Raw genomic sequence first — 22,642 nt, 5'->3', positions numbered from 1 at the left:
GGCTTTAATAATTATTTTTTAACTACATCCAATATCGGTTTACTAACACCTGATAACTCCTTTTGCTCAGGTTTCAGTAACTCAAATACTGCGATATTATTTGTTCCTTTTTTAAGCCATTCCGCAGGTACGTAAATTGTCTGCTGAGGACCTACCTCCCAGTATTTACCCAGGTTATGCCCGTTAATCCATACAGCTCCTTTACCCCAGTTACTCATATCCAGGTAAGTATCACCTGTTGCAGATAAAACAAAGGTGCCTCTTTTTAATACAGGAGCATTACCACTCGCTTTCGTCTTCACTTTACTCACCGGTAATTTATCAAACGGTAATTTATACAGCTGCCAGTTCTTCACTTCTTTATGATCAAAAAGCACCTGTGCTGTAATACCTTTCTTATTCTCCAGTAAATAAGGGCCAAAGTTAATACGACCCAGATTCTCCACCAGCAAATCCAGCTTCACTTTACCAGCTGGCAACGTCAATTGTATACTGTCTGTCTTCAATCTTCTGTCCAGCACTCCTGCCCTTTTCCCATTCACTAATACTACACAATAATCACGCAGCTCTTTCAACTGTAAAACAGCTGTTTTACCACCTTCCACAGTAGTACTGTACAATACCCATCCATAAGCCTGACCAAGATCTTCAAATGTCAGCGGTTTAACACTGCGTACAGGTGCTGAAAGCAAATTAAACACAGGGGAAGATTCGGTAAAATGAATAGCAGGGATATCAATCACCGGCCTGTCCGCAGGGATCTCCGGTAATGACTGCCCAGCCGGCAGATGTTTAGCTATCACACTACGGAACTGCCTGAACTTCTCAGTAGCATTCCCCGCTTCATCCAGCGGTGCATCATAATCGTAACTGCTGATCTGTGGTTCATAAGGACTATGATCATTCGCATTCGCACCATTCATAAAGCCCCTGGTAGTACCACCATGAAACATATACATGTTGATAGAAATCCCGGCGGACAACACATTATCCAACTGAGGCAGATACTTCTCATAAGGAACAGTATGATGTGCAGTACCCCACCAGTCGAACCATGCAGGATACCATTCCGCTATATAATAAGGACCTTTGCCGTTATGATTTTTATTGATCAGATTTTTGACCTTCACAGTATCACTTACCCCATTGATAGCAGGCAACAACCCTGGTAAATGTCCATTATCAATAGCCTCGGCTGGATCACAGGTATACAACACCCCATCAAATCCCGCATCAACAAACATCTTACGGTTAATCTCCAGATAGTCTTTATCATTGGAATAAGAACCGTATTCATTCTCTATCTGTACCATTAATATATTACCACCATGAGCCACCTGTAAAGGTGCCAGTTGTTTACCAACAGCCTGTATATAATTACGGTATGCCTCTAAATATTTAGGTTCTTTACTTCTTACGATCAATCCCTTTTCTTCCTCCAACCAATACGGATATCCACCGAATTCCCATTCTGCACAAACGTAAGGGCTGGGTCTCAAAACCACCCACAATCCTTCCTCCTGTGCTATTTTCACAAAGGCCGCAATATCATTATTCCCGGAAAAATCATAGTGCCCTTTTTCAGGCTCATGTAAGTTCCAGAATACGTAAGTCCCAATGGTATTAAGTCCCATCGCCCTGGCCATTTTCATTCTGGCTCTCCAGCATTCCCTTGGTACACGGGGATAATGCATTTCTCCGGAGATCATCTGGAAAGGTTTGCCATCCAGTAAAAAGGCACTGTCACCTAATGAAAAAGTATGCTGCGCGGCCACAGGCATGTAAAAAGCTATCAGTACTACAAGTACTGCTATGAGTCGTTTCATCCTCCAGATTTTAATGGTTAGTTAATGTTACAACAGAACGTGCAGGAATATCAATAGTCTTACCGATGGCAATAGGTTGAAGATTTCCGGCATCAGAAGTAACATAAGCACGGGATGCTTTATCCAAAGCAATTTTCACGGCTTCTTTACTACTGTTGACAATCACAATATAAATAGTTTGATCCGTATTTTTATATGCTGAAACCAACAGGTTATTATTATCAACAGAAACTTTTATTCTCTTTGCCCCGGGTCTTATAAAACGGCTGTAATTGCCAAGCACCCACAACATTTTACTGTCTCTGTACTCACCATCCGTTTTATTTTTATCAATATAGATTAACCCGTCTTTATAATCATAAGGGGAAATGGCTAACCAGTATTGCCAGGCAGCTGCATTCGCCACCGCCAGATCGTAATGAATTACCCGCGCCAGGTAAAGCGCAGCATCCATCCCGTAATCTCTTTTCTCACCATTGATCTCTCCGTCATTATCACCCAAAATACAATATTCAGATTGCCAGAAGGTCACATTCTTAGCCGCCTTCGCCAGATTGGACCTTATTTCGATCGCTTTAGCAGCGGGAGATGTAGTAAAATAACTATGCGCTGAAATGATATGTTTTACATTCGCTAAATTCCCTACGTAATAAGGAGAATGATTATCAAAGAACGCATGGATCTGTTCCCCTTTATCAGGCTTATTCAGTTTAGCATAGAGATAGTTTAGCTGACCAGCTTCTCCTATTACTATCTTAGTAGGTATTTTTTTATTGATCAACGCCTTACTAAGGCTCTTCGTTACACCACTAATCTGTTCGTTATTATAAGGACATCCTTCCTGTTTATCATCACTCCAATCCCATTGAGGTTCGTTCACCGGACTAATATAATCAAACAGGATCCCTGTTTTTTTATGAATCCCGCTAATAGCTTCTGTGATACTTACAGCCAGTGCATCGTATTTATCCGGACTGATATTACAAACCCCTTTCGTAGCAAACCCTTTCCCATTCAGTGTAAGATTCACCGGCGGGCTATTCAGAAAAGCCAGAAACTGAGGCACATGACGCTTCTTCGCCGCCTGTAAAAACCATAACTGCCCTTCCTGGGTTTCCCAGGTACCGGCACGATGCCACTCGTCTCTGATATCTGTCTGCTTATCTGTCCCCGCTCCTATATTAAAGCGCCACATGGATAACCCAATACCAACAGGCTGGCCACTGGCAGTAGTATCTGTGCTGAATAACCAGTCGGCAATAGCATTCTTTTTTGCGTCAGGCCATTGACCTACAAACTGACAAGACCATGCATCAGATGCAGCAAAGTTGTTGATCGTTTGATAAGTGGTATCCGGGTTTAAATGTACCGCGGCGGTTTGAGCCGCCGCGGTAGTGATACCATAAGAAAGGAATAGAAAACATGCAATTCTTCTCATAATATTGAATGACCTGTAGTATCCTATTAATAACCTGCAGTTTGCGCAAGCTGATTATTAGATGCCTGAATTTCTGTTCTTGGAATAGGCAGGAAATAATTCTTACTGGCATCAAACAAACGACCGCTCAATGCTACTTTCCTTGTATACACTGTATCTGTGCCACTAATTTGTACATCCATACCATAAGCAGGTACATTCTCTGTCACGGCTGCAATCTTCCATCTGCGTACATCATAAAAACGATGTTCTTCAAAGGCCAGTTCCACCTGACGCTCTCTTCTGATAGCATCACGCATTTCTGTTTGTGATAATCCTGCTACTAATGCAGGCTGATTCACACTGGATCTTTGTCTGATCTGGTTGATAGCAGCATAGACAGTTCCATCAGGTCCTACCGCTTCATTCTGCGCTTCTGCATAGTTTAACAATACTTCTGCATAACGAAGATAAATCCAGGGTTGTAATCCTGCAACATTCCAGGGATTATCTATAGGATTATTATCATCCATAAATTTACGCAGATAATAGCCTGTTTTTGTCGTATTCCAGTTGGAAGGACCATCCTTACTATCTTTTCCACCAGGCGAAAACATCTGTAGTGTGCTTCCTCTGTAGCTGGCACCATTGTATAATATGCTGGCGTAAAAGCGTGCATCCCTGTTGGCATAAGGCTTTGTTGCATCAAAACCGGAAGTCACGTCTGTGATCACTTTACCGTTATTCATTTCATAGGCATCTACCTGGTTCTGTAATGGCGTATTACCTGCCCAGCCACCATAACCGTTAGGTCCGTTCGCAATTTCCATACACACGTGACGCGCTCCAATCGCATACTGACGGCTGAAGATAATCTCTTTACTACTAGCTGCTGCTGATGAAAACAGCTGACTATAATTATCAGAGATAGTATACTGGCCCATATCCATCACTACTTTTGCCGCAGCTGCAGCATCTGCCCAGGTACCTGTATTATACAAAGGACTTGCAGCATATAACAACAGACGGGACTTCAGTGCCAGTGCGGCGCCTTTAGTAGCCCTTCCCTGCTGCCAGTTGCCATCATTGGTCTGTGGCAGGTATAACGCAGCAGAATCAAGTTCAGCCACTGCATATTTAATACAATCTGCCACTGATGATTTGACAAATAAAGAAGCATCTGTCAGATTATTGTCCAGTGCATATACCGTATCATTCACCAATACCACTCCTCCATAATTACGTATCAGGTCCTGATAACGGAAAGCACGGATAAAATGCAGTTCACTCCTTAATCTGTTCCTGTGCAGATCGCTCATCGCCACTTTTCCTATATTAATAAGGCCATAATTACATTCACGGATACTACGATAACTTCTTCCCCAGATAGTACCGGCGATACCGGTATTTTCAGGTGCCAGAAGGCCCCTTTGTATAAGCCAGGTATTATCATCATTATTGTAAATAGCTTCGTCAGTAACAGCGCTCCACATGGCATATTCAAAACCTCTTCCGAAGCCTGGATTAGTTCCTTCACCTTCCTTATCCTGTAACTTAATACTCATATAACGGTTAATCACATAATCTTCGAACAAAGAGGAATCTGCCAGTACTGAAGCATAGGCAAACCTGTCTGTAGGTACTATATCAAGATAATTCTTTTTACACGCGGTAAAGGTTCCTGCAACAGCAAGTGCCAGTAAGTATATAATATTTTTAGTTTTCATTGCTGGAATTTTTACGGTATTAAAACTTAACATTCACGCCCACATTTACAATACGCTGCTGTGGATAAAACTGTCCGGTACTGTTGTATGGTCCACTGCTGTTTGCTCCTTCAGGATCATAATCTTTTACCTTTGTAACAGTGAACAGGTTAAATGCGTTGGCGTATACCCGTAGTCCGGCTATTTTAGCCCTCGATAAGATAGCGGCATTGATTGTGTAACCCAGTTCTACGTTTTTCAGGCGCAAAAAGGAAGCATTATTCAACCAGAAAGAGTTTCTGTATAATCCACCATTGATAGAGGAAGAAGCCCTGTCGTCTGCCCTTGGATAACTACCGTTGGTATTAGAAGGACTCCAGCGGTTATTTGCCCAGCTGCTATAGTAGTTACCGATAGTACCGGATTCTGGAAGTACATACTGACTAACACGTGTTTGTCCTGACACTACAAGCGCCAGGTCTATACCTTTATAATCTGCTCCCATTACGATACCGTAAGTGATCTCAGGAATGTTACCATATTTTGTTCTGGTAGCATCATCTGCAGTGATTTTACCATCATTGTTATAATCCTGATAGATCAGGTCTCCCAGCTGTGCACCAGCCAGGTGAGGAAATTTAGTCAGGTCATCTGCTGTTCTGAAAATACCTACGGCATTATACAGCAGATATGTATTCAACGGCTGGCCGGTTATTTTCTGGTAAGATAAAGTACCTGCTGCTTCATCAAGGAAGATGATCTTACTTTTAGCATAGGTAATATTTCCGCTGATATTATAATGGATACCATTGCTGGTTGAATTATTATATCCCAGTGTTGCCTCTATACCATTGCTATTCACTTTACCAATATTTTCAGATGGTACCAGCGGATCACTGCCATTAGGATTTACAATACCTGATAACTGTGGTATGGATGCATTACGTTGTGTAAGGATATCAGTACGTTTCTGCTGGAAGTAGATAACCTCCATGTTGAAGTGATGCAGGAACTGCATGTTTATACCCAGATCCAGCTTCTTGGCTCTTTCCCAGGTAATATTAGGATTGCCCAGTTTAGTAAGATCAACACCCGGGTGGACGGCTGAACCAATCACGTAATAGTTGCTGAAAGAATAGTTATCAAACGACTGAAACAGCCCCACATTATCATTCCCCAGTGTACCATAAGAAGCACGCAGTTTCAGGTCATTGATAAAACTAACAGATTTGAACCAGTCTTCCTGCGAAATACGCCAGCCCACAGATACGGAAGGGAAGAAACCATACTGATGACCCTTGGCGAAAGTGGAAGAACCATCTATACGTGCCTGTGCTTCCATCAGGTATTTTTCCTGGTAGTTATAGGCTAATCTGCCGAAATAACTTTTCCTGGTAAAGTTGTAGCTTTTACCGGAATTATCCTTATCGGTAGAAGCAGAACCACCCTGAGATAACTCAGGTGTTTGCGAAGTAGGGAAATTCATGCGGTAAGCACCCATACTATCCAGGGAAGTCTTACTCTGTTCGTAAGCAATAAAGGCACTTACATTATGCTGACCAAACTTACGGTCATAATTTAATTTGATATTGGAAGTCAGTAAAGCACGGTTCAGCTGACCTTCAGACAAACTTGCCAGACCATTAGAACCACCTACTACTACTTTATTATAGGTATTCGTACTTGCACTATAGTTGTATACTGAATAAGGTTTGCTGAATGATTTAGCAAAACTCCAGGACTTATCTATAGAGAAAAATCCGTCGAGATACAATCCTTCAACACCAGGGATCTCATAACGTCCTTTCAGAATACCATTGAATACCTGTGTAGGGTTCCTGTTGGTACCACCTATATCTGTCACCTGCATTACAGGGTTGTTATTCTCAATACCTGAAGTAGGCAATCCATTAGGATACATTGCTGCTACTGTAGGATAAGCGCGGTAGATAGACCGGAAGATATCCCCTGAACCGGTTTGAGGAAAAAGACGGTCCTCTTCCCTGCCGGATAAATAGATACCCACTTTTAAACGTTTCGTCACATCGGCATCAATGTTCGACCTGAAATTATATTGATGATAGTCCGTTACTCCATGTTTATATATACCATCCTGTGCGATCATCCCCAAAGACACAAAATATCTTACATTTTCACTACCACCGGTTACAGAAAGGCTATGCTGATTTTGAATCGCTGTTTTTTTCAGCGTTGCTTTCTGCCAGTCTGTATTAGGATAATTCAACGGGTCAGAACCATCTCCATATTTCTGAATCTGTGCAGCGGTATAGTACTGGTTCATTCCACCTGCAGGATTATCATAATATTGAATTTCATTCATGATGGTAGCATAGGTAGATGCATCAGCCATCTTAGGCAACCTTGTTGGGGAAGAGAAACCCTGGTTAAAGCTATAACTGATGGATGGCTTGCCTGTTTTACCACGTTTGGTGGTCACAAGGATTACCCCATTTGCAGCACGACTACCATACACTGCTGCAGAGGCGTCTTTCAGTACACTGATGCTCTCAATATCGTTGGGATCCAGTCTTTCCAGACCGCCAATCTGTCCAGGCACCCCATCTACCACTACCAGTACGTCATTGTTACCAGTAGTCGCCAGTCCGCGGATAGTGATGGAGGAACCATCGTACCCCGGTTCACCAGACCTGTTATTGGCAATCACACCGGAAAATCTTCCTGATAATGCATTTGAAACATTCGCTGAAGGGCTTTTCACTAAATCAGCCCCTTTTACCACCGAAATAGAACCGGTAAGGGTGGCTTTCTTCTGTGTACCATATCCCACTACTACCACTTCATTCACATTCTGGCTCACCTGGGTAAGCTGAACATTTACAGAAGCACCTGTTACGGCCAATTCCTGGGTGGTGTAAGAAATATGATTAAATACTAAGGTATCGCCAACAGCAGCCGACAGGGTAAATTTCCCATCACTACCGCTTAATGTTCCCTGGCTGGTGCCTTTTACATGCACACTCACTCCGGGTACTGCTTCCTTCCCTTCCATTACTCTACCGCTGATATTTAGCTTTTGAGCCTGTAATCCAAATAGCGGTACAAGGAAAAATAAGGTAATAAAAATTGACTGTCGCCGTGACATCAGATACACGAGCGTGGATAAGCTTTTTTTCATAACGCGCATTCCTTTTTAATTGATAATTAGTTGGTTGAACTATATTATACGTGGTATTATGGTCGCAAATTAGGGGGATAAAACAACCTGAGAGAGGGGGTAAATCATTTAAAAGAGGGGGTAAAATCGTATTTACTCGTCCGTTTTTATCACGTTCAGGTCCTGGTTGAAAGAATGTTTGTACTTCTTCAGATATTCTGAAGGATTCATCCCGAATAGTTTGAAAAATTGTTCCCTGAAATATTTAACGTCCCCGATTCCTACCTGGAAAGCGGCCTGGTTGATCGTATAGTTTTCCTTCAGCATTAATACAGCTGCCCTCCTTAAACGGATAGAGCGGATAAAGGCATTTACTGTTTGCCCGGAAATCGACTTGACCTTTTTATATAAGCTGGAATGACTCATTCCTATCGCCTGTGTGAACATTTTAATAGAGAAATCCTCATTGGAGAGGTTCGCTTCTACGATATCAATGCATTTTTTGAGGAAATCCTGGTATTCTGCCGGTACTTTCACCAGGCTCTTTTTAAGGGTGATATTCTCCAGGAAGTATTGTCTCAATAAATTCCGGTTCTTTATAATGGTCTGTACCTTCACCAGCAGCAGATCCTGGTCGAAAGGTTTGGTAATATAATCATCTGCTCCCCCTTCAATCCCTTTCAGACGGATATCGGCCGAAGAAGTAGAAGTAAGCAGGATCACCGGGATATGGCTGATATTATCGGTTTGTTTGATACGTGAACAGAGTTCTACCCCGTCCATGCCCTGCATATGGATATCGCTGATGACCAGGTCCGGCATATATTTCTGTACAGCCGTAAAACCATCGTCGCCATTGTCCGCTTCATATACAACAAACTTACCAGCAAACAGTTGTTGCAGGTATTGCCTTATTTCAGCATTATCGTCTATTACGAGGATAGACCGCTTTTCGGTGATCAGTTCTTCTGTTGGCGGGCGTTTGTAAGTATTTACAGGGGCTTCATCTACCAGCTCTTCCAGTAAACCCGACCTTCCACCGGCTTCTTCGGTTAAAAGCTCCGCCGTACCTGGTTTTAATGTAATTACAAAAGTGGTACCCTCATTCAGCTTGCTCACATAATTAATGGTCCCCTCATGCTTTTCCACAAAATGCTTCACTAAATAAAGGCCAATACCAAAACCTGAGCGGTTATTATCCGCCTGCCGGAACTTCTCAAAAATCTTATCCCCTACGGCCGGGGCAATACCACAGCCACTATCCCTCACAATAATCTCCACGGCCCCCTCTGCTTTACGGATCTCAAACCCTATACTTCCCCCATCAGGCGTAAATTTAAACGCATTAGACACCAGGTTAAAAAGCGCAATCTCTATCTTCTCATAATCGGCATAGATCTCCAGTTTCTCCTCCTCAGTAATAAAATCGTACTGAATATGCCTGGTTTTAGCCTGTTGGGTAAAACAAAGGAATACTTCATTAGATAATGTCACCACATCCAGTTGGGTAATTTTAAGACGGTCTCCCTCACTATCTGCCTTACGGAAAAGCAGGAGCTGGTCTACCAGGCTCAATAAACGACGGGCATTCCTGTATACTACATTTAACTCCGTCCCCCTTTTCTCCATTAATTCTTTCAGGGGATTAATAATTAAAGTGAGAGGAGTCCTGAATTCATGGGAGATATTAGTAAAGAAGGATAACTTCCTTTCATTGATCTCCTTCTCCTTTTCATTCTCCAGGTGTGCCAGTTTAATTTCGTATTTCAGCCTCTCCTGACGGGATTGATACTGTATATACAGGTAAATACAAATAACCACAAAGGCGATATACAAGCCATACGCCCACCAGGTCCTGTACCAGGGGGGCAGAATGATGATCCGCAGGGTCTCTATCTCACGCCCCCATTTGCCATCTGCATTGGTGGCTTTGATCCTGAACACATAACTTCCTTCCTGCAAACGGGTATAATTAGCGGTACGGGATTCTCCTACGTAGTTCCACATCTGATCCCAGCCATCAAGCAGGTAAGCATAACTGATCTTGTCGGGCGAGGAATATTCCAGGGCTACAAAATCTAAAGACACAGCGGCCTTGTCATAGGGGATCGTCAGTTCCTGCACATTCTCCATCAACTTTTTAGATACATAGGTATCATTCTCTTCTACAGGAACATTATTAATACGGATGCCGGTAAGAAATACCGGGGCCATACTATTCCGTTCATAAATACTATCCGGATTGAAAATATTAAAGCCTTTGATCCCTCCAAATACAAACTCTCCCGACTTCAATTTAATAGCGGCATTATAGGCAAACTGGTTGCTTTGCAGACCGTCCGACTGCGAAAAATTCCTGCAGGTATGTAATTCCGGGTCAAACCGGGCCAGACCGTTAAAGGTACTCAGCCACAGGTAACCCTGTTTATCTTCCAGCATGCGGAGAATAGAGTTGTTCGGCAATCCCTCCGCGTCTGTAAAGCGGGTGAATTTACCATTAGCCGGATTAAAGAGCAGCAGCCCACCCCCTTCCGTACCTACCCAGAAACGTCCATGCGTATCTTCATGAATACAGCGTACGGTATAACCAATGGAATAGGTCTTATGCCGTTTATGCTCCCTGTCGATTCTAATTAAAGAAGAATAATTTCCTCCCCACATATTGCCTTTGCTGTCTTCTGCCAGGCTTTGGATATTCACAAGGCTTTTATCAAACAGCTCAAAGTTATTAGTGGCAGGATTAAAGAGATAGAGTGTTCCGTTATTGGTCGTACTGGCCCAGATACGTTTTTGCGCATCTTCATAAATGGCCCAGAGGTTGTTCTCTTCTGTTCTGGTAAAAGGGTTAAAACAGGTAAAATGATCAAACGCATCCGTTGATTTATTGTACCGGTCGATACCTCCGAACCAGGTAGCTATCCAGATATTATCCCGGGAATCTTTGATAATACCGGTAATGAAGTTACTGCTGGTAGTGTGATAATCTTTGGTGGTATTGGTTTCCCTGTTCCAGTATTTTAATCCGCCCCCATCTGTCCCTATCCAGATATTCTTTCCGCTGCCTTCACAAAAGGAAAGAATAAAATTGTTGACAACCCCTCCATTATTAAAAGCATGTTTTTCAAATAAATCCTGACGGGGTTCTATAATATTAACACCTCCTCTTAAAGTTCCTATCCATTTCCGGCCTTCCCTGTCTTCATATATAGAATATACAGAATTACTGCTGAGCTGTTTGTTATAAGGGATAGCCGTGCTATCATTGAGTAAGAAAATACCATGACCATCAGAAGCTACCCATAATACCCCCTGTTTATCTATACAGAGGTTCACTATTTTAGTGTTTTCCGATAAATAATTACCCGAATAAGTAGCCCCATATTTGAAAAGCCCCTGATCAGTCCCCAGCCATAAAACCCCATTTTTATCGAATCTGAGATAGTTGGCCATTCTAATCTGCTGGTCGATAACGGTAATCGCATTATGATCATATTTACATAAACCTATGCCCTGTACAAAGATCCAGGCATTACCTGCGGGGTCATAATCAATAGCCGTCACTTCATAATCAGTGTTTTTCCCCAGCGGTATCTGCCTGCCTTTCCTGTAATTTCCGTCAAATACGATCAGCCCGCTGTTTTCCGATCCCACCAGTATAACACCATTATTCCCGGCTTTAACAATATGGATATTCCCCTCCACTATTTTACCGCTGGCGGCATATCTGGCCCTGTAAAAATGTTCATTGCTGAGAATGCAGAGGCCCTTGCGGCCTCCTATCCATAACTGGTGACTGGCATCACCTTCAATCGTATATATTCCATTATCAATAAGAGAAGTGCTATCCCCTACTTTATTTCTGTAGATTTTGAATTTATATCCGTCATAGCGGTTTAGTCCATCATATGTACCAAACCACATAAAGCCTTTATAATCCTGGTAAACGTTTACTACTGCATTATTTGACAATCCGTTCTCTATCCCGAGATTCCTGACAGGATCTCCCATAGCAAACAGATTGCTGGTAATAAATACCAACATCAATATTCTGATCATTGTCACCATTCCATTATTTCAGACGTTTAATATACAACAGTTCTTGTAATTTATACATTGACTATCGTTCGGATGATGAATAGCTTTGTGCTTATTCACATTAAAAAACCCATCTTCCATGGCACAGGATTATGCAACAGACCCACACCTTCTTAAAGCAGTAAAAGAATTTCTGAAACCATTGAATGCAGGTGGCCCGCCTGTTGAAAGTTTACCCAAAGACCAGGCCCGTAAAGTACTTGTAGATGCACAGAATGCTTTTAAAGTAGATCTTTCCGGTATTGAAGAGTCTGAAAAAACAATCACCAGTGATGGATACACTGTTAAGTTAAATATTGTTCGTCCTGAAGGTGCTAAAGGAAAATTACCTGTGTTTATTTTTATCCATGGCGGTGGCTGGATCCTGGGCGATTACCCTACACATAAACGTATGGTGCGAGACCTGGTAGTATTATCCGGTTATGCAGCTGTATTTGTTAACTACACTCCTTCTCCTGAAGCACATTACCCACAGGCCATTAATGAAATATATGCAGCCACTAAATGGGTAGCGGAACATGGCAGCGAGATTAATGTAGATGGTACAAACCTGGCAGTAGTAGGAAACAGCGTAGGCGGTAATATGACGGCTGTTACAGGTTTGATGGCAAAAGATAAAAAAGGACCACATATCAAATTGTTAATTATGATGTGGCCTATTGTTGATGCAGACTTTGATACAGAATCTTACAAACTATATGGTGCGCAACGTTTCCTCACTACACCATTAATGAAATGGATGTACGATCAGTATACCACCGATCCTGAACAACGTAAAGAAATTTATGCTTCTCCTTTACAGGCTGGTCTGGAAGAACTGAAAGGATTACCACCCGTATTCATCCAGGTAGCAGAAAATGATATCCTGCGTGATGAAGGGGAAGCGTTTGGACGTAAATTAGATGAAGCAGGAGTAACAGTAACTACTGTACGTTATAACGGAGTGATTCATGATTTTGGATTGCTGAACGGATTAGCAGAAGTACCCACCACCAGATCATTATTCGTACATGCAGCTGCAGAACTGAGAAAATATTTGAAATGAGGCTGTATTAGCAGACACTAAAAAGGCTCCTGACGGAGCCCCGTGTTTGTAGCAAATACATAGAACAACAAAACACAGACTCCGTTAGGAGTCCCCTTCTATTAACAGTTTTAGGGGACTCCTAACGGAGTCTATTACGTAGAAGATAGATTGTTGCTACAAACACGGGGCTCCTAACGGAGCCTTTTATGTGTTGCCGCAAACATTATATTAGTTGCTTTTGAGACAGATTCATTTCTTTTTCTTTGGTTTATCCGGCTGAAAATCAAGAGAAATGGAGTTCATGCAAAAACGCTTATTCGTAGGTGGCGGACCATCATCAAATATATGTCCCAGATGAGAATTACATCTCGCACACAGCACTTCCGTACGGTCCATACCATAAGAAGTATCAGAACGGTAAATCACACTATTTTCCCTTGAAGGTTCGAAGAAACTGGGCCAGCCACAGGTACTTGCAAACTTGGCATCTGACCTGAATAACAAATTCCCGCATACGGCACAGTAATACGTTCCTTTAGCTTCTGAATCCCAGTACTGACCGGTAAATGGTCTTTCCGTTGCCTGTTCTCTTGCCGTGGCATATAATTCAGGGGAAAGGATCTTCTTCCATTCCGCATCCGTTACTTTTAAAGGCGTAGTATCTGTATTAGAGTAATACGGATTATTCTCATGTCCCTTCTCTGACTTGATATACTGTGCATTAGCAAACACAGGCATCAGCAACATTATATAACAAATTAGTCTTTTCATCTTACCAAATATATACGATCAATATTAAAGAAAAGATGCAAAACTAAAAAGTTACATATACATTAACAATATGCTCCAGTCCGTCATCGATCAACGCCACGCTGTCTGTTCCGCCTTCTTTCTGAAATACCGTGATTTTATAAGTGGAAGTACCATACTTATATGTGATTGATACAGATGGCCATTCCAGCGGAAAACAAGGTTTGAAATGCAGATGATCGCCCCTTAATTCCATGCCTAACAAAGAACCTAAAATGAACTGGTACATCCATCCGGAAGAACCGGTGTACCATGTCCAGCCACCACGACCTTTATGCGATTCATTGGCGTAAATATCCGCGGCCATTACATAAGGTTCTACTTTGTAGACCTGCGTATCGGAATGACTGGAAGGGCGGATCATATCAAACAGTTCCCACACCTTTTCACGGTCTCCCAAGGCAGCAAAGGCCATCAGCGTCCAGATGGCCGCATGGGAATACTGTCCGCCATTTTCCCTTACACCAGGCACATAACCTTTGATATAACCCGGATTAGGGCCATTATTATTGAACGGAGGGTTCAGCAGCTGTATCAGCTTCAGGTCCCTTCTTACCAGGTGTTTATTTAAAGAAGCCATAGCGATGCCTGTCCGTTTAGGATCACCTGCTCCTGATAATACAGACCAGCTTTGTGCAATGGCATCTATACGGCATTCGTTATTTTCTTTTGAACCCAATGGAGAGCCATCATCAAAAAACGCACGCAGGTACCATTCCCCATCCCATCCGGAGATTTCTATATTCAACTGCAGTTTTTCTGCTTCTCTTTTACAACTGGCGGCAAATTCTGTGTCTCCATAATCCTCAGCCACTATCATAAAGCGCTGCAACACATCGTACAGGAAGAATGCGAGCCAGACACTCTCTCCCCTGCCCTTGTGGCCCACCTGGTCCATCCCATCGTTCCAGTCGCCCGAACCGATCAGCGGTAAACCATGCGCTCCGTAATGCAGGCTCTGTTTAATGGTACGTACGCAGTGTTCATACAGTGAAGCACTGAGATTACCACTCACAGGCAGATCATATAATGAATCCTCTTCAGGATGCAGCAGACGGCATTCCAGGAATCCTACAGGGATGTCCAGGATGTCTTTCTCACCGGTAGCAGTAAGATATCTTGATACAACGAAAGGCAACCATAACAGGTCATCAGAGCAATGTGTACGCACACCACGCCCTTCAGGCGGATGCCACCAATGCTGCACATCTCCTTCCACAAACTGACGCGACGCACTTAATAGTATCTGTTGTTTCGCCAGTTCCGGACGGGCAGGTAATAACGCCAGCACATCCTGTAACTGATCGCGGAAGCCGAAGGCACCGCCCGACTGATAAAATCCGCTACGGGCAAATACACGGCAGGCCATCGTCTGGTAAGTAAGCCAGCCATTGGCTAATATATTCAGCGAAACATCAGGTGTGTTTACCTGCACAGCCTCTGTTACATCTTTCCAGTATGCTTTTACTTCATGCAAGGCAGCCATCACAATATCCCTGTCCGTAAACCTTTTTATCAGCGCTTTTGCTGCATGCGTATTTTCTTCACTGCCCAGCTGGAAGATAATCTCCTTCTCTTCGCCATCCAGCAGGTCAAATTTCACCTGTAATGCAGCACATGGGTCCATACCAGCCCCACTGCGGCCCGACAGTCTTTTACGGTGTAATGCCTGCGGATCTTCCAGGTTTCTGTTCCTGCCTATGAAGGCGGAACGATCGGCAGAGAAACTCTGCTGGCTGGCGCCATTTACTTTGAAGAAAGTAACACGTTCTGCAAAGGCCGTGTTATACTTATTCCTCATTAATAACGCATCTGTTTCTTCATCCAGTTCCGAAGTAATGTGCATGTTTGTTTTTGCACGAACATCTCCCAGTATCATTTCCATGAAACCGGTAGCAGAAAATTTACGCTCCCTGCCCGAGTTGTTCTTTACTTTTATCACGATGAACTTTACCGGTAATGCTTTATCTACAAATACACTCATCTCTGAAGAGATGCCCTGTTCCTGGTGTTCAAAAGTAGTATAGCCAAACCCGTGTGTAATAATGTAAGGTGTGTTCCACCTGGTAGGGAAAGGTGCGGGCGACCAGAATGCTCCCGTTTCCTCATCACGCAGGTAAAATGCCTCTCCGCCTATATCACTTACCGGATCATTACTCCAGGGCGTAAGACGGTATTCATGTGCATTCACCGCCCAAGTATAGGCAGAACCACTTTCAGAGATGACAGTACCGAAGTTGGGATTAGCAATAACGTTGACCCAGGGTGCCGGTGTCGTTTGTTTTTTATCTGTAATGATTTTGTATTCTTTACCATCCGGTGTGAACCCACCGGTACCGTTAAAGAATAAAAGATCGGTTGGTAAAGTTAAAATAGAAGATGGCAGCAGGTCTTTTGCAACTACTGGTTTAGGCTCTAATGCCGGTGGTAATACTTTCTCTGTATAATGCCTGTTTACCTGTTCTGATAAGGTGCCTTTATTATCGTAGATGATAACACGGGCCACACTTTCAAACAGGATCCTGTCTTCAGTAGATAATTGGTCAGTAGACTTTACGAAGACTGCTCCGGGTTTATTATAACCGGGATTACCGCCTGTTTCCGCAGCTACAAGGCCCTGTATCTCGTCCTGCAATAGCTGCCGGTAAGTGCCATGATCTTCATTCCAGATGATGAGATCTACTGCCAGCCCTTTCAATCGCCAGTAAGCATGTGCCTGTACCATCTGTTTTACCAGTTCCATGCTTTCCTGATCGTAGATATGTAACAATACGATAGGCAGATCTCCGGAAACAGAGTGGCTCCATAAACCTGATTGTCCGCGCAGGTTATTGAGTATAACAGCAGGGTCTGCACGCAGATCAGGATTGGTATAGATAATAGCAGCAGCCAGCCTGTCGTATAGCTGTGCGTCTGCTTCTGTTGCGTTTATTTGTCTTAGCAATACCTGGCTATGCGTCCAGGAGAGATCGAATGCACGTTTCTTCAGGTATTGGTCCTCATATTTATGCATGAGGACTTCACAGGCTTCCCTTGTTTCACTGATACCGTAAATAAGATCTATTGTAGCCGTTTGATTAGGCTTTAAGGTAATGCGGTAACGGATAGACATGATAGGATCAAGCACAGCGCCCTGGTTGCCGGAGAGCTGTTCACTGTCCATAGACTGGGGATGTACTAACGTTCTGCCTCTGCCAATAAACTGTAAACGGTCCGTTTCATAAGAAACCATTTCCGCGGTAACACCATGCACGCTCATGAGGTGGAACATCCAGGGTGGTATTTCACCTTCAGACCGGGGACGGCGGGTACAGAAAATAGCTTTATTTTCCGGGATGATTTCCGTTTGTACAAAAAGATTACTGAAGGCAGGGTGTGCTTCATCGGAAGCCTGACTGGCCATCACTACTTCTGCATAACTGGTGATCTCTAATACCTTTACAGCCTGGCTCCTGTTGGTGATACGGATACGTCTCATTTCTGCATCATCTTCGGGAGAGATCACTATTTCCGTACGGGTATCTATACCAAAATCCTGGCGGCGGAACTCTACATGTCCCTGTGAGAATACGGCTTCATATCCTTTTGGTGGATGTAAGGTAGGCTGATAGGTATTAGACCAGAACCGGCCACTTTGCACATCCTTAATATAACAGAACACTCCACGGTCATCTTTGGTAACGTCTTCCCGCCAGCGGGTAACAGCAATATCTTTCCAGCGACTATATCCACCACCTGAATTGGTGATCATCACCTGGTAACGCCCATTACTTAACAGCTGAATCTCCGGCAAGGCAGTATTGGCCGTGATACTTTTCCGTACAGGGATATCCGTGATAGCACTATGTGTTTCTATTATATCGGCTGTATGTGAGTAGAAGAGTGTTGCTCTCGGGATACGTTCCTGCAGTAACAACAGCGTAGCCTGGAACCTGAGTTCTGCGGCGAAGCGTTGCTGCATGGGTTTGTTCAGCAGCACGTATGCAAGTGATAAAAATCCCATCCCCTGGTGATGTACCATGAAAGAGTAAACGATACTGTTTGTTTTACCTCTTGGTAAACGGCTGCTGGTATAATCTATAGCTTCATAAAAACCATACTTTCCTTCAAACCCTTCATCAGATAACAATTGCAGGTTAGTACAAGCCCTAGCAGGCAATACCATTAATGCCAGCATAGATGCATAAGGTGCAATAACAAGATCTTCTTCCAGCCCACGTTTGAGCCCTAATCCAGGAACTCCAAATGCACGGTACTGATAGTTCATACTGGCATCCACCATATTGTATCCCGATTCTGAAATACCCCAGGGAATACCACGCTGACCGGCATATTCTATCTGCCGTTTTACGGTTGCTTTATTGGTCTGGTAGAGTAAGGTATTTTCATAGGCGGGCATTACCAGCTGCGGCATCAGGTATTCAAACATAGAGCCACTCCAGGAGAGTAAGATAGGGTCTCCACCTGAATTGGTTAATAGTCTGCCTAATGCGAACCAGCTTTCCTGGGGCAGTTTGCCCTGGGCGATAGCCACAAAAATCCCCAGCCTTGCTTCGGAGGCCAGCAGATCATAATAACTATCATCTTTCCTTTGTTCTTCTACGTTATACCCTATTCTTAATAAACTGGTAGATTTATCGAACAGGAATCCGTATTCTATATCACAGAGCTGTTCGCATTGTTCCGCTAATGTCTCTAAGAGTGCTATTCTTTCTGTAGCGATGTTATTCGCGTTTTGCATGGCCGTTAACCATACAATTTCTTCTGCTGTATTTTCCTCCTGCAGGTAAGTGATGGGATTAAAATCTTTGATATCCTGTAAGGATGTCATTACAAACCTTGCATACTTTTCAGGAACAGGGGAAGGTAATAACTGGTCCAGATCATCTTTTATTCTCTTTATCTGAGAAGATAACTGATCACCGTTTTCATGTTGTGTCGCTAATGCTAACAGTTCATCCAGATCAGCATTTCCAGCTATTATTAAAGTAAGGATCTTTTTTATTATTGCATCCTCATGAGTTTCACGGATAATTAAACTGGTAGTCATCAATCCCTGATAAGTATTGGGATGAAACAGCGGCTGTTCCGGCAGGGCCAGCAACCCCTGTCTTAATGTAAATAAATGTCCGACCAGGTTACCACTGTCTACTGTAGATACATATCTTGGATGCAGCGGCTGCATGGATAAAGTATCGTACCAGTTATAAAAATGTCCCCGGTAACGTTCCAGTTTACCCATGGCTTCCAGGGTATTGGCGGTTCTTGTGGTCAGTTCTTCTCCGCCTATATATCCAAAGTCGTAAGCGGTCAGATTAGCCAGTAAAGCCATCCCCATATTAGTGGGAGAAGTACGGTGTGCGATGATTGCTACAGGCTGTTCCTGGAAGTTATCCGGTGGCAGCCAGTTCTCTTCTGCATTCACGAATTGTTCAAAGAAAGCCCATGTTTTACGGGCTGTTCTGTGCAGGAATAAAGATTGCTTTTCATCCAGTCCGTTTGTTTCCTCTTCCTCTGCTTTGCTTAATCTCCATGCCAATGCAGGAGCGAATAACCATAACGTTAGTATAGGGTATGCTACAAAAAATGCTTCATGATTGATGTACAGAAACAAACATCCGCAGCCTAATGACAGAAACGGTGTTATCCACATGGCCCTATACACAGACCATACATCATAGCGCGTGTTTCTGGCGGAGGTAGCGGAAGGTGTCCATTCCAGCAGTTTCCTGTGAGAGATGATCATCCGCCAGTTAGTGCGGATAACAGCATCCATGTTTTTAAATGCTTCGTAAGGGAGTACTGCCAGGCCGAATATAAAACGGAGCAGTACATCTCTAACGGAGATGGCTACTTCCAGTAAATGTGCTTTAAGGGCAAGATCCAGTGGTTTGTGAATCAGTTGCCATCCTGCCGCTATGATTACCGGTAATAAGATGATCACGGTTACGACTGATGTCCAGAACCAGGGGTAAGGCAGTGCTGTCCATCCTGTTAATAACAGCAATAATAAAGAAAGTGGTATCAGGCTACGGCGGAGGTTATCAAATATTTTCCAGCGTGATAAACCGGAGAGTCTGTTTTTAACCAGTCGTCCTTTGACGTTGGTGACGAAAGGCATCATCCAGGCACCAATTTGCCAGTCACCTCTTATCCAGCGGTGATGACGTTTTATATCTGATGCGTATTGCGCCGGGTTCTCCTCATATAACAATACATCGCTGAGTAAGCCAGAGCGGGTATAACAGCCTTCCAGCAGATCATGGCTCAGGATGCGGTTCTCCGGGAATACGTTACTGAGTGCTTTTTCGAAGATATCTACATCATAAATTCCTTTACCTATGAAAGAACCTTCATGAAAAATATCCTGGTATACATCGGAAGATACTTTAGTATAAGGGTCGATACCTGATACATTGCCCTGCATACGCAGATACAGTGAAGTAGCCTGTTTGGGAATACCGGAATCTACGCGGGGCTGTAAGATGCCATATCCCTCTGTAACGCGATGCAGCCGTTTGTTATAAATAGCCTGATTCAACGGATGCGCCATGGTTGCGATGAACTTCCAGGCGGCTTCACGTGGTAACTGTGTATCAGAATCCAAAGTGATAACATACTTCACCTGGCTGAGTAAAGTAGTATCTCCTGTAATTAAAGAAAATTCGTCTTGTCCTTTTCCCCGCAGGAAAGCATTCAGTGCGGACAGTTTTCCTCTTTTCCTTTCATAGCCCATCCATTTTCTTTCACTCTTATTCCAGACTCTGGGGCGGTGAAAGAGGAAGAAGATATTGGGTTGTTTATATTTCTGATTTAATGCGGCGATCCTGCTGGCTGCATGTTCCAGTAATTCCTCATCTTTAGGCATTACAGCATCATAAGCATCCATAAAATCGGTGAGCAGGCCAAAATGCAGGTTAGCTTCCCTGTTAGCCAGGAAACGTATTTCCAGGGCTTCTACCAGGTCATCGATGTCATCCTTGCCTGATAACATGGTAGGAACGATGACCAGCGACCTGCATGTTTCCGGAATGCCTTCGGAGAAGTCCATTCTTGGCAGCAGAGTGGGCCTTACCCATATAGTGCAGAACCAGTTAACCAAAGACACGGCCAACTGCGATGCACCGGACACGGCGATAATTCCTAACAAGGATAATATCCAGGGGTTCTGGGTGCCATGCTGATAAGCCAGCCACCACATAGCACCGGCGAGTATAAATGTGATAGCGGCGATGGAAGACAGATAAAGGAACACAGGCATTTGCCGGGTAAACCGGAAAATGTTTTGTTTAAGGCTATGGCGCATGCCTGCCGCCTCCTCAGTTATTTTTAATCCCTTATCAACTAAATAATATCCAACATGATTTTGTCTTTCTGATTTTTCTGCAAGAGGAGTTGCTGATTTTCCCTCCGCAAGTGCCAGTGCTTTCTGTGCTACTTCTGTTTCCGACAGGGATGATGCTTTGGAAATACCTTCCACTACGTGCCTGTATCTGTCTCTGGTAGCAAAATCCATCAGCGGATACGTTGTATCCTGACGCAATACATGCTCCACACTGCTGAGATCTTCTACAAACTCCCGCCAGTCGGTGGCACCAATGAAGCGTAAAGTACCTATGCTGTTACTCACAGATACCTGATCAGCAGCCTGTTTCTGGTTCTCCTGCCGTACCATGTCATTGCTGTTAATCCCCATACCGGACAACTGCTGTTCCATCCAGTTAAGGGGCAATGCCAGTGCAGGGCCTTTCCCCTGTAAATTACGGGTAAAAGCGGCCACAAACGGGCCGGTCAGCACAGGTTTTGATCTCACCATATCGGCGATAGTGAGAATAAGGTTACCGGGTTCTTCAGAGACGGTAGTCGTCATTCTGTCAGCCCAGTAATCAGCGAGGTTTCTGTCTATCATATCCAGGGCGATCTTCCCGGATACTCTTCTTAAATTTTCAATGACAGCGAGGCGAAGCATAATAGGAATGGCCCATAGCTCACCCAGTTCTAGTATAGTAAAACTCTGATAAGAAACGATGAAGCCGCTAAGACTTTTCACATCCACTCTCCCATCGCTGTGTGCGATAATTTCCAGCACGATATCATATACGCGGGGAGTACCGGCAGAAAGGCCTTCTGCCAGGTAAGGGAGTCCTTCACTATATCCTTTAGGTAAATGTTTCTTTGCAATAACGACCTGTTCTTCTATCAGGTAAAAATTATCCAGCAGCCATTCAGCAGCAGGAGTAATAGTTTTGCCGGTACGAATGCTTTCCACCAGCAGGTCCCGTACTTCCAGCAGTACCACGTCATTATCATCCAGTCTTTTCAGCAACTGATCAGAAGCATTTTTCTTCATCAGTTTATGTGAACGGGCAACTACATGTCCGTGCCGGTTCATTTGATCCGAGCTGTAGAGTTCTGAGCGGAAAGGTTCTTCTATACCATAATTCCGTACATTAGTATCTACCTGGAAATACACACGCAACCGCGACAAAATATCAAACACCGTACTGGTTGTTACCTTCATATTAACAGTCTTAATTGAAAAGCATCTACTAAAAGCGCAGAGACATAGGGGTTGTAATAATGCTGAGAAGGAATAAGAAGTAAAAGGATCTCAGACTAACATCA

8 protein-coding genes are annotated in these 22,642 nt (G+C 43.6%); 1 reads left to right on the top strand and 7 read right to left on the bottom strand.

Annotation, left to right across the window (positions count from 1 at the left end):
- Positions 1–11: 11 nt before the first annotated feature.
- The 5 genes from BMW86_RS22300 to BMW86_RS22280 all read right to left on the bottom strand — a co-directional run bounded on the left by BMW86_RS22300 (position 12) and on the right by BMW86_RS22280 (position 12,141).
- The gene (locus tag BMW86_RS22300) at positions 12–1,826 is read right to left on the bottom strand and encodes a glycoside hydrolase family 35 protein (RefSeq protein ID WP_089784155.1); all 1,815 of its coding nucleotides are present in this window, start codon (positions 1,824–1,826) and stop codon (positions 12–14) included.
- Positions 1,827–1,836: 10 nt separating this feature from the next.
- Complete coding sequence (locus BMW86_RS22295) at positions 1,837–3,264, bottom strand: glycoside hydrolase family 30 protein (protein WP_089784154.1); 1,428 nt, start codon at positions 3,262–3,264, stop codon at positions 1,837–1,839.
- A 26-nt stretch (positions 3,265–3,290) separates the two neighbouring features.
- Positions 3,291–4,970: a RagB/SusD family nutrient uptake outer membrane protein gene (locus BMW86_RS22290; RefSeq protein ID WP_089785748.1), complete on the bottom strand. Its 1,680-nt coding sequence runs from the start codon at positions 4,968–4,970 to the stop codon at positions 3,291–3,293.
- A 19-nt stretch (positions 4,971–4,989) separates the two neighbouring features.
- Positions 4,990–8,106, bottom strand: coding sequence for a SusC/RagA family TonB-linked outer membrane protein (locus BMW86_RS22285; protein ID WP_089784153.1), 3,117 nt, complete (start codon positions 8,104–8,106; stop codon positions 4,990–4,992).
- Positions 8,107–8,238: 132 nt separating this feature from the next.
- Positions 8,239–12,141: a hybrid sensor histidine kinase/response regulator transcription factor gene (locus tag BMW86_RS22280; RefSeq protein ID WP_089785747.1), complete on the bottom strand. Its 3,903-nt coding sequence runs from the start codon at positions 12,139–12,141 to the stop codon at positions 8,239–8,241.
- Between the two features lie 118 nt (positions 12,142–12,259).
- Between BMW86_RS22280 and BMW86_RS22275 the strand changes: the two genes are divergently transcribed.
- Positions 12,260–13,225: an alpha/beta hydrolase gene (locus BMW86_RS22275; protein ID WP_089784152.1), complete on the top strand. Its 966-nt coding sequence runs from the start codon at positions 12,260–12,262 to the stop codon at positions 13,223–13,225.
- A 231-nt stretch (positions 13,226–13,456) separates the two neighbouring features.
- Here the strand turns inward: BMW86_RS22275 and msrB are convergent, their stop codons facing one another.
- Entirely contained in the window at positions 13,457–13,978 is a 522-nt protein-coding gene (gene msrB, locus BMW86_RS22270) for a peptide-methionine (R)-S-oxide reductase MsrB (RefSeq protein WP_089784151.1), read from the bottom strand.
- A 43-nt stretch (positions 13,979–14,021) separates the two neighbouring features.
- Positions 14,022–22,538: a glycoside hydrolase family 94 protein gene (locus BMW86_RS22265; RefSeq protein WP_089784150.1), complete on the bottom strand. Its 8,517-nt coding sequence runs from the start codon at positions 22,536–22,538 to the stop codon at positions 14,022–14,024.
- Between the last annotated feature and the right edge of the window lie 104 nt (positions 22,539–22,642).

Source organism: Chitinophaga sp. YR573, from assembly GCF_900110995.1.
In the GTDB taxonomy this organism is placed as follows: Bacteria; Bacteroidota; Bacteroidia; order Chitinophagales; family Chitinophagaceae; genus Chitinophaga.
The sequence above is the reverse complement of the archived record's forward strand: the minus strand, read 5'-3'. Positions and strand labels throughout refer to the sequence as shown.

Excerpts from the sequence above, each read along its gene's own strand:
- BMW86_RS22290 (WP_089785748.1), bottom strand. The coding sequence starts at position 4,970 with ATGAAAACTAAAAATATTATATACTTACTGGCACTTGCTGTTGCAGGA.
- BMW86_RS22285 (WP_089784153.1), bottom strand. The coding sequence starts at position 8,106 with ATGAAAAAAAGCTTATCCACGCTCGTGTATCTGATGTCACGGCGACAG.
- BMW86_RS22265 (WP_089784150.1), bottom strand. The coding sequence starts at position 22,538 with ATGAAGGTAACAACCAGTACGGTGTTTGATATTTTGTCGCGGTTGCGT.
- BMW86_RS22300 (WP_089784155.1), bottom strand. The coding sequence starts at position 1,826 with ATGAAACGACTCATAGCAGTACTTGTAGTACTGATAGCTTTTTACATG.
- msrB (WP_089784151.1), bottom strand. The coding sequence starts at position 13,978 with ATGAAAAGACTAATTTGTTATATAATGTTGCTGATGCCTGTGTTTGCT.
- BMW86_RS22275 (WP_089784152.1), top strand. The coding sequence starts at position 12,260 with ATGGCACAGGATTATGCAACAGACCCACACCTTCTTAAAGCAGTAAAA.
- BMW86_RS22280 (WP_089785747.1), bottom strand. The coding sequence starts at position 12,141 with ATGATCAGAATATTGATGTTGGTATTTATTACCAGCAATCTGTTTGCT.
- BMW86_RS22295 (WP_089784154.1), bottom strand. The coding sequence starts at position 3,264 with ATGAGAAGAATTGCATGTTTTCTATTCCTTTCTTATGGTATCACTACC.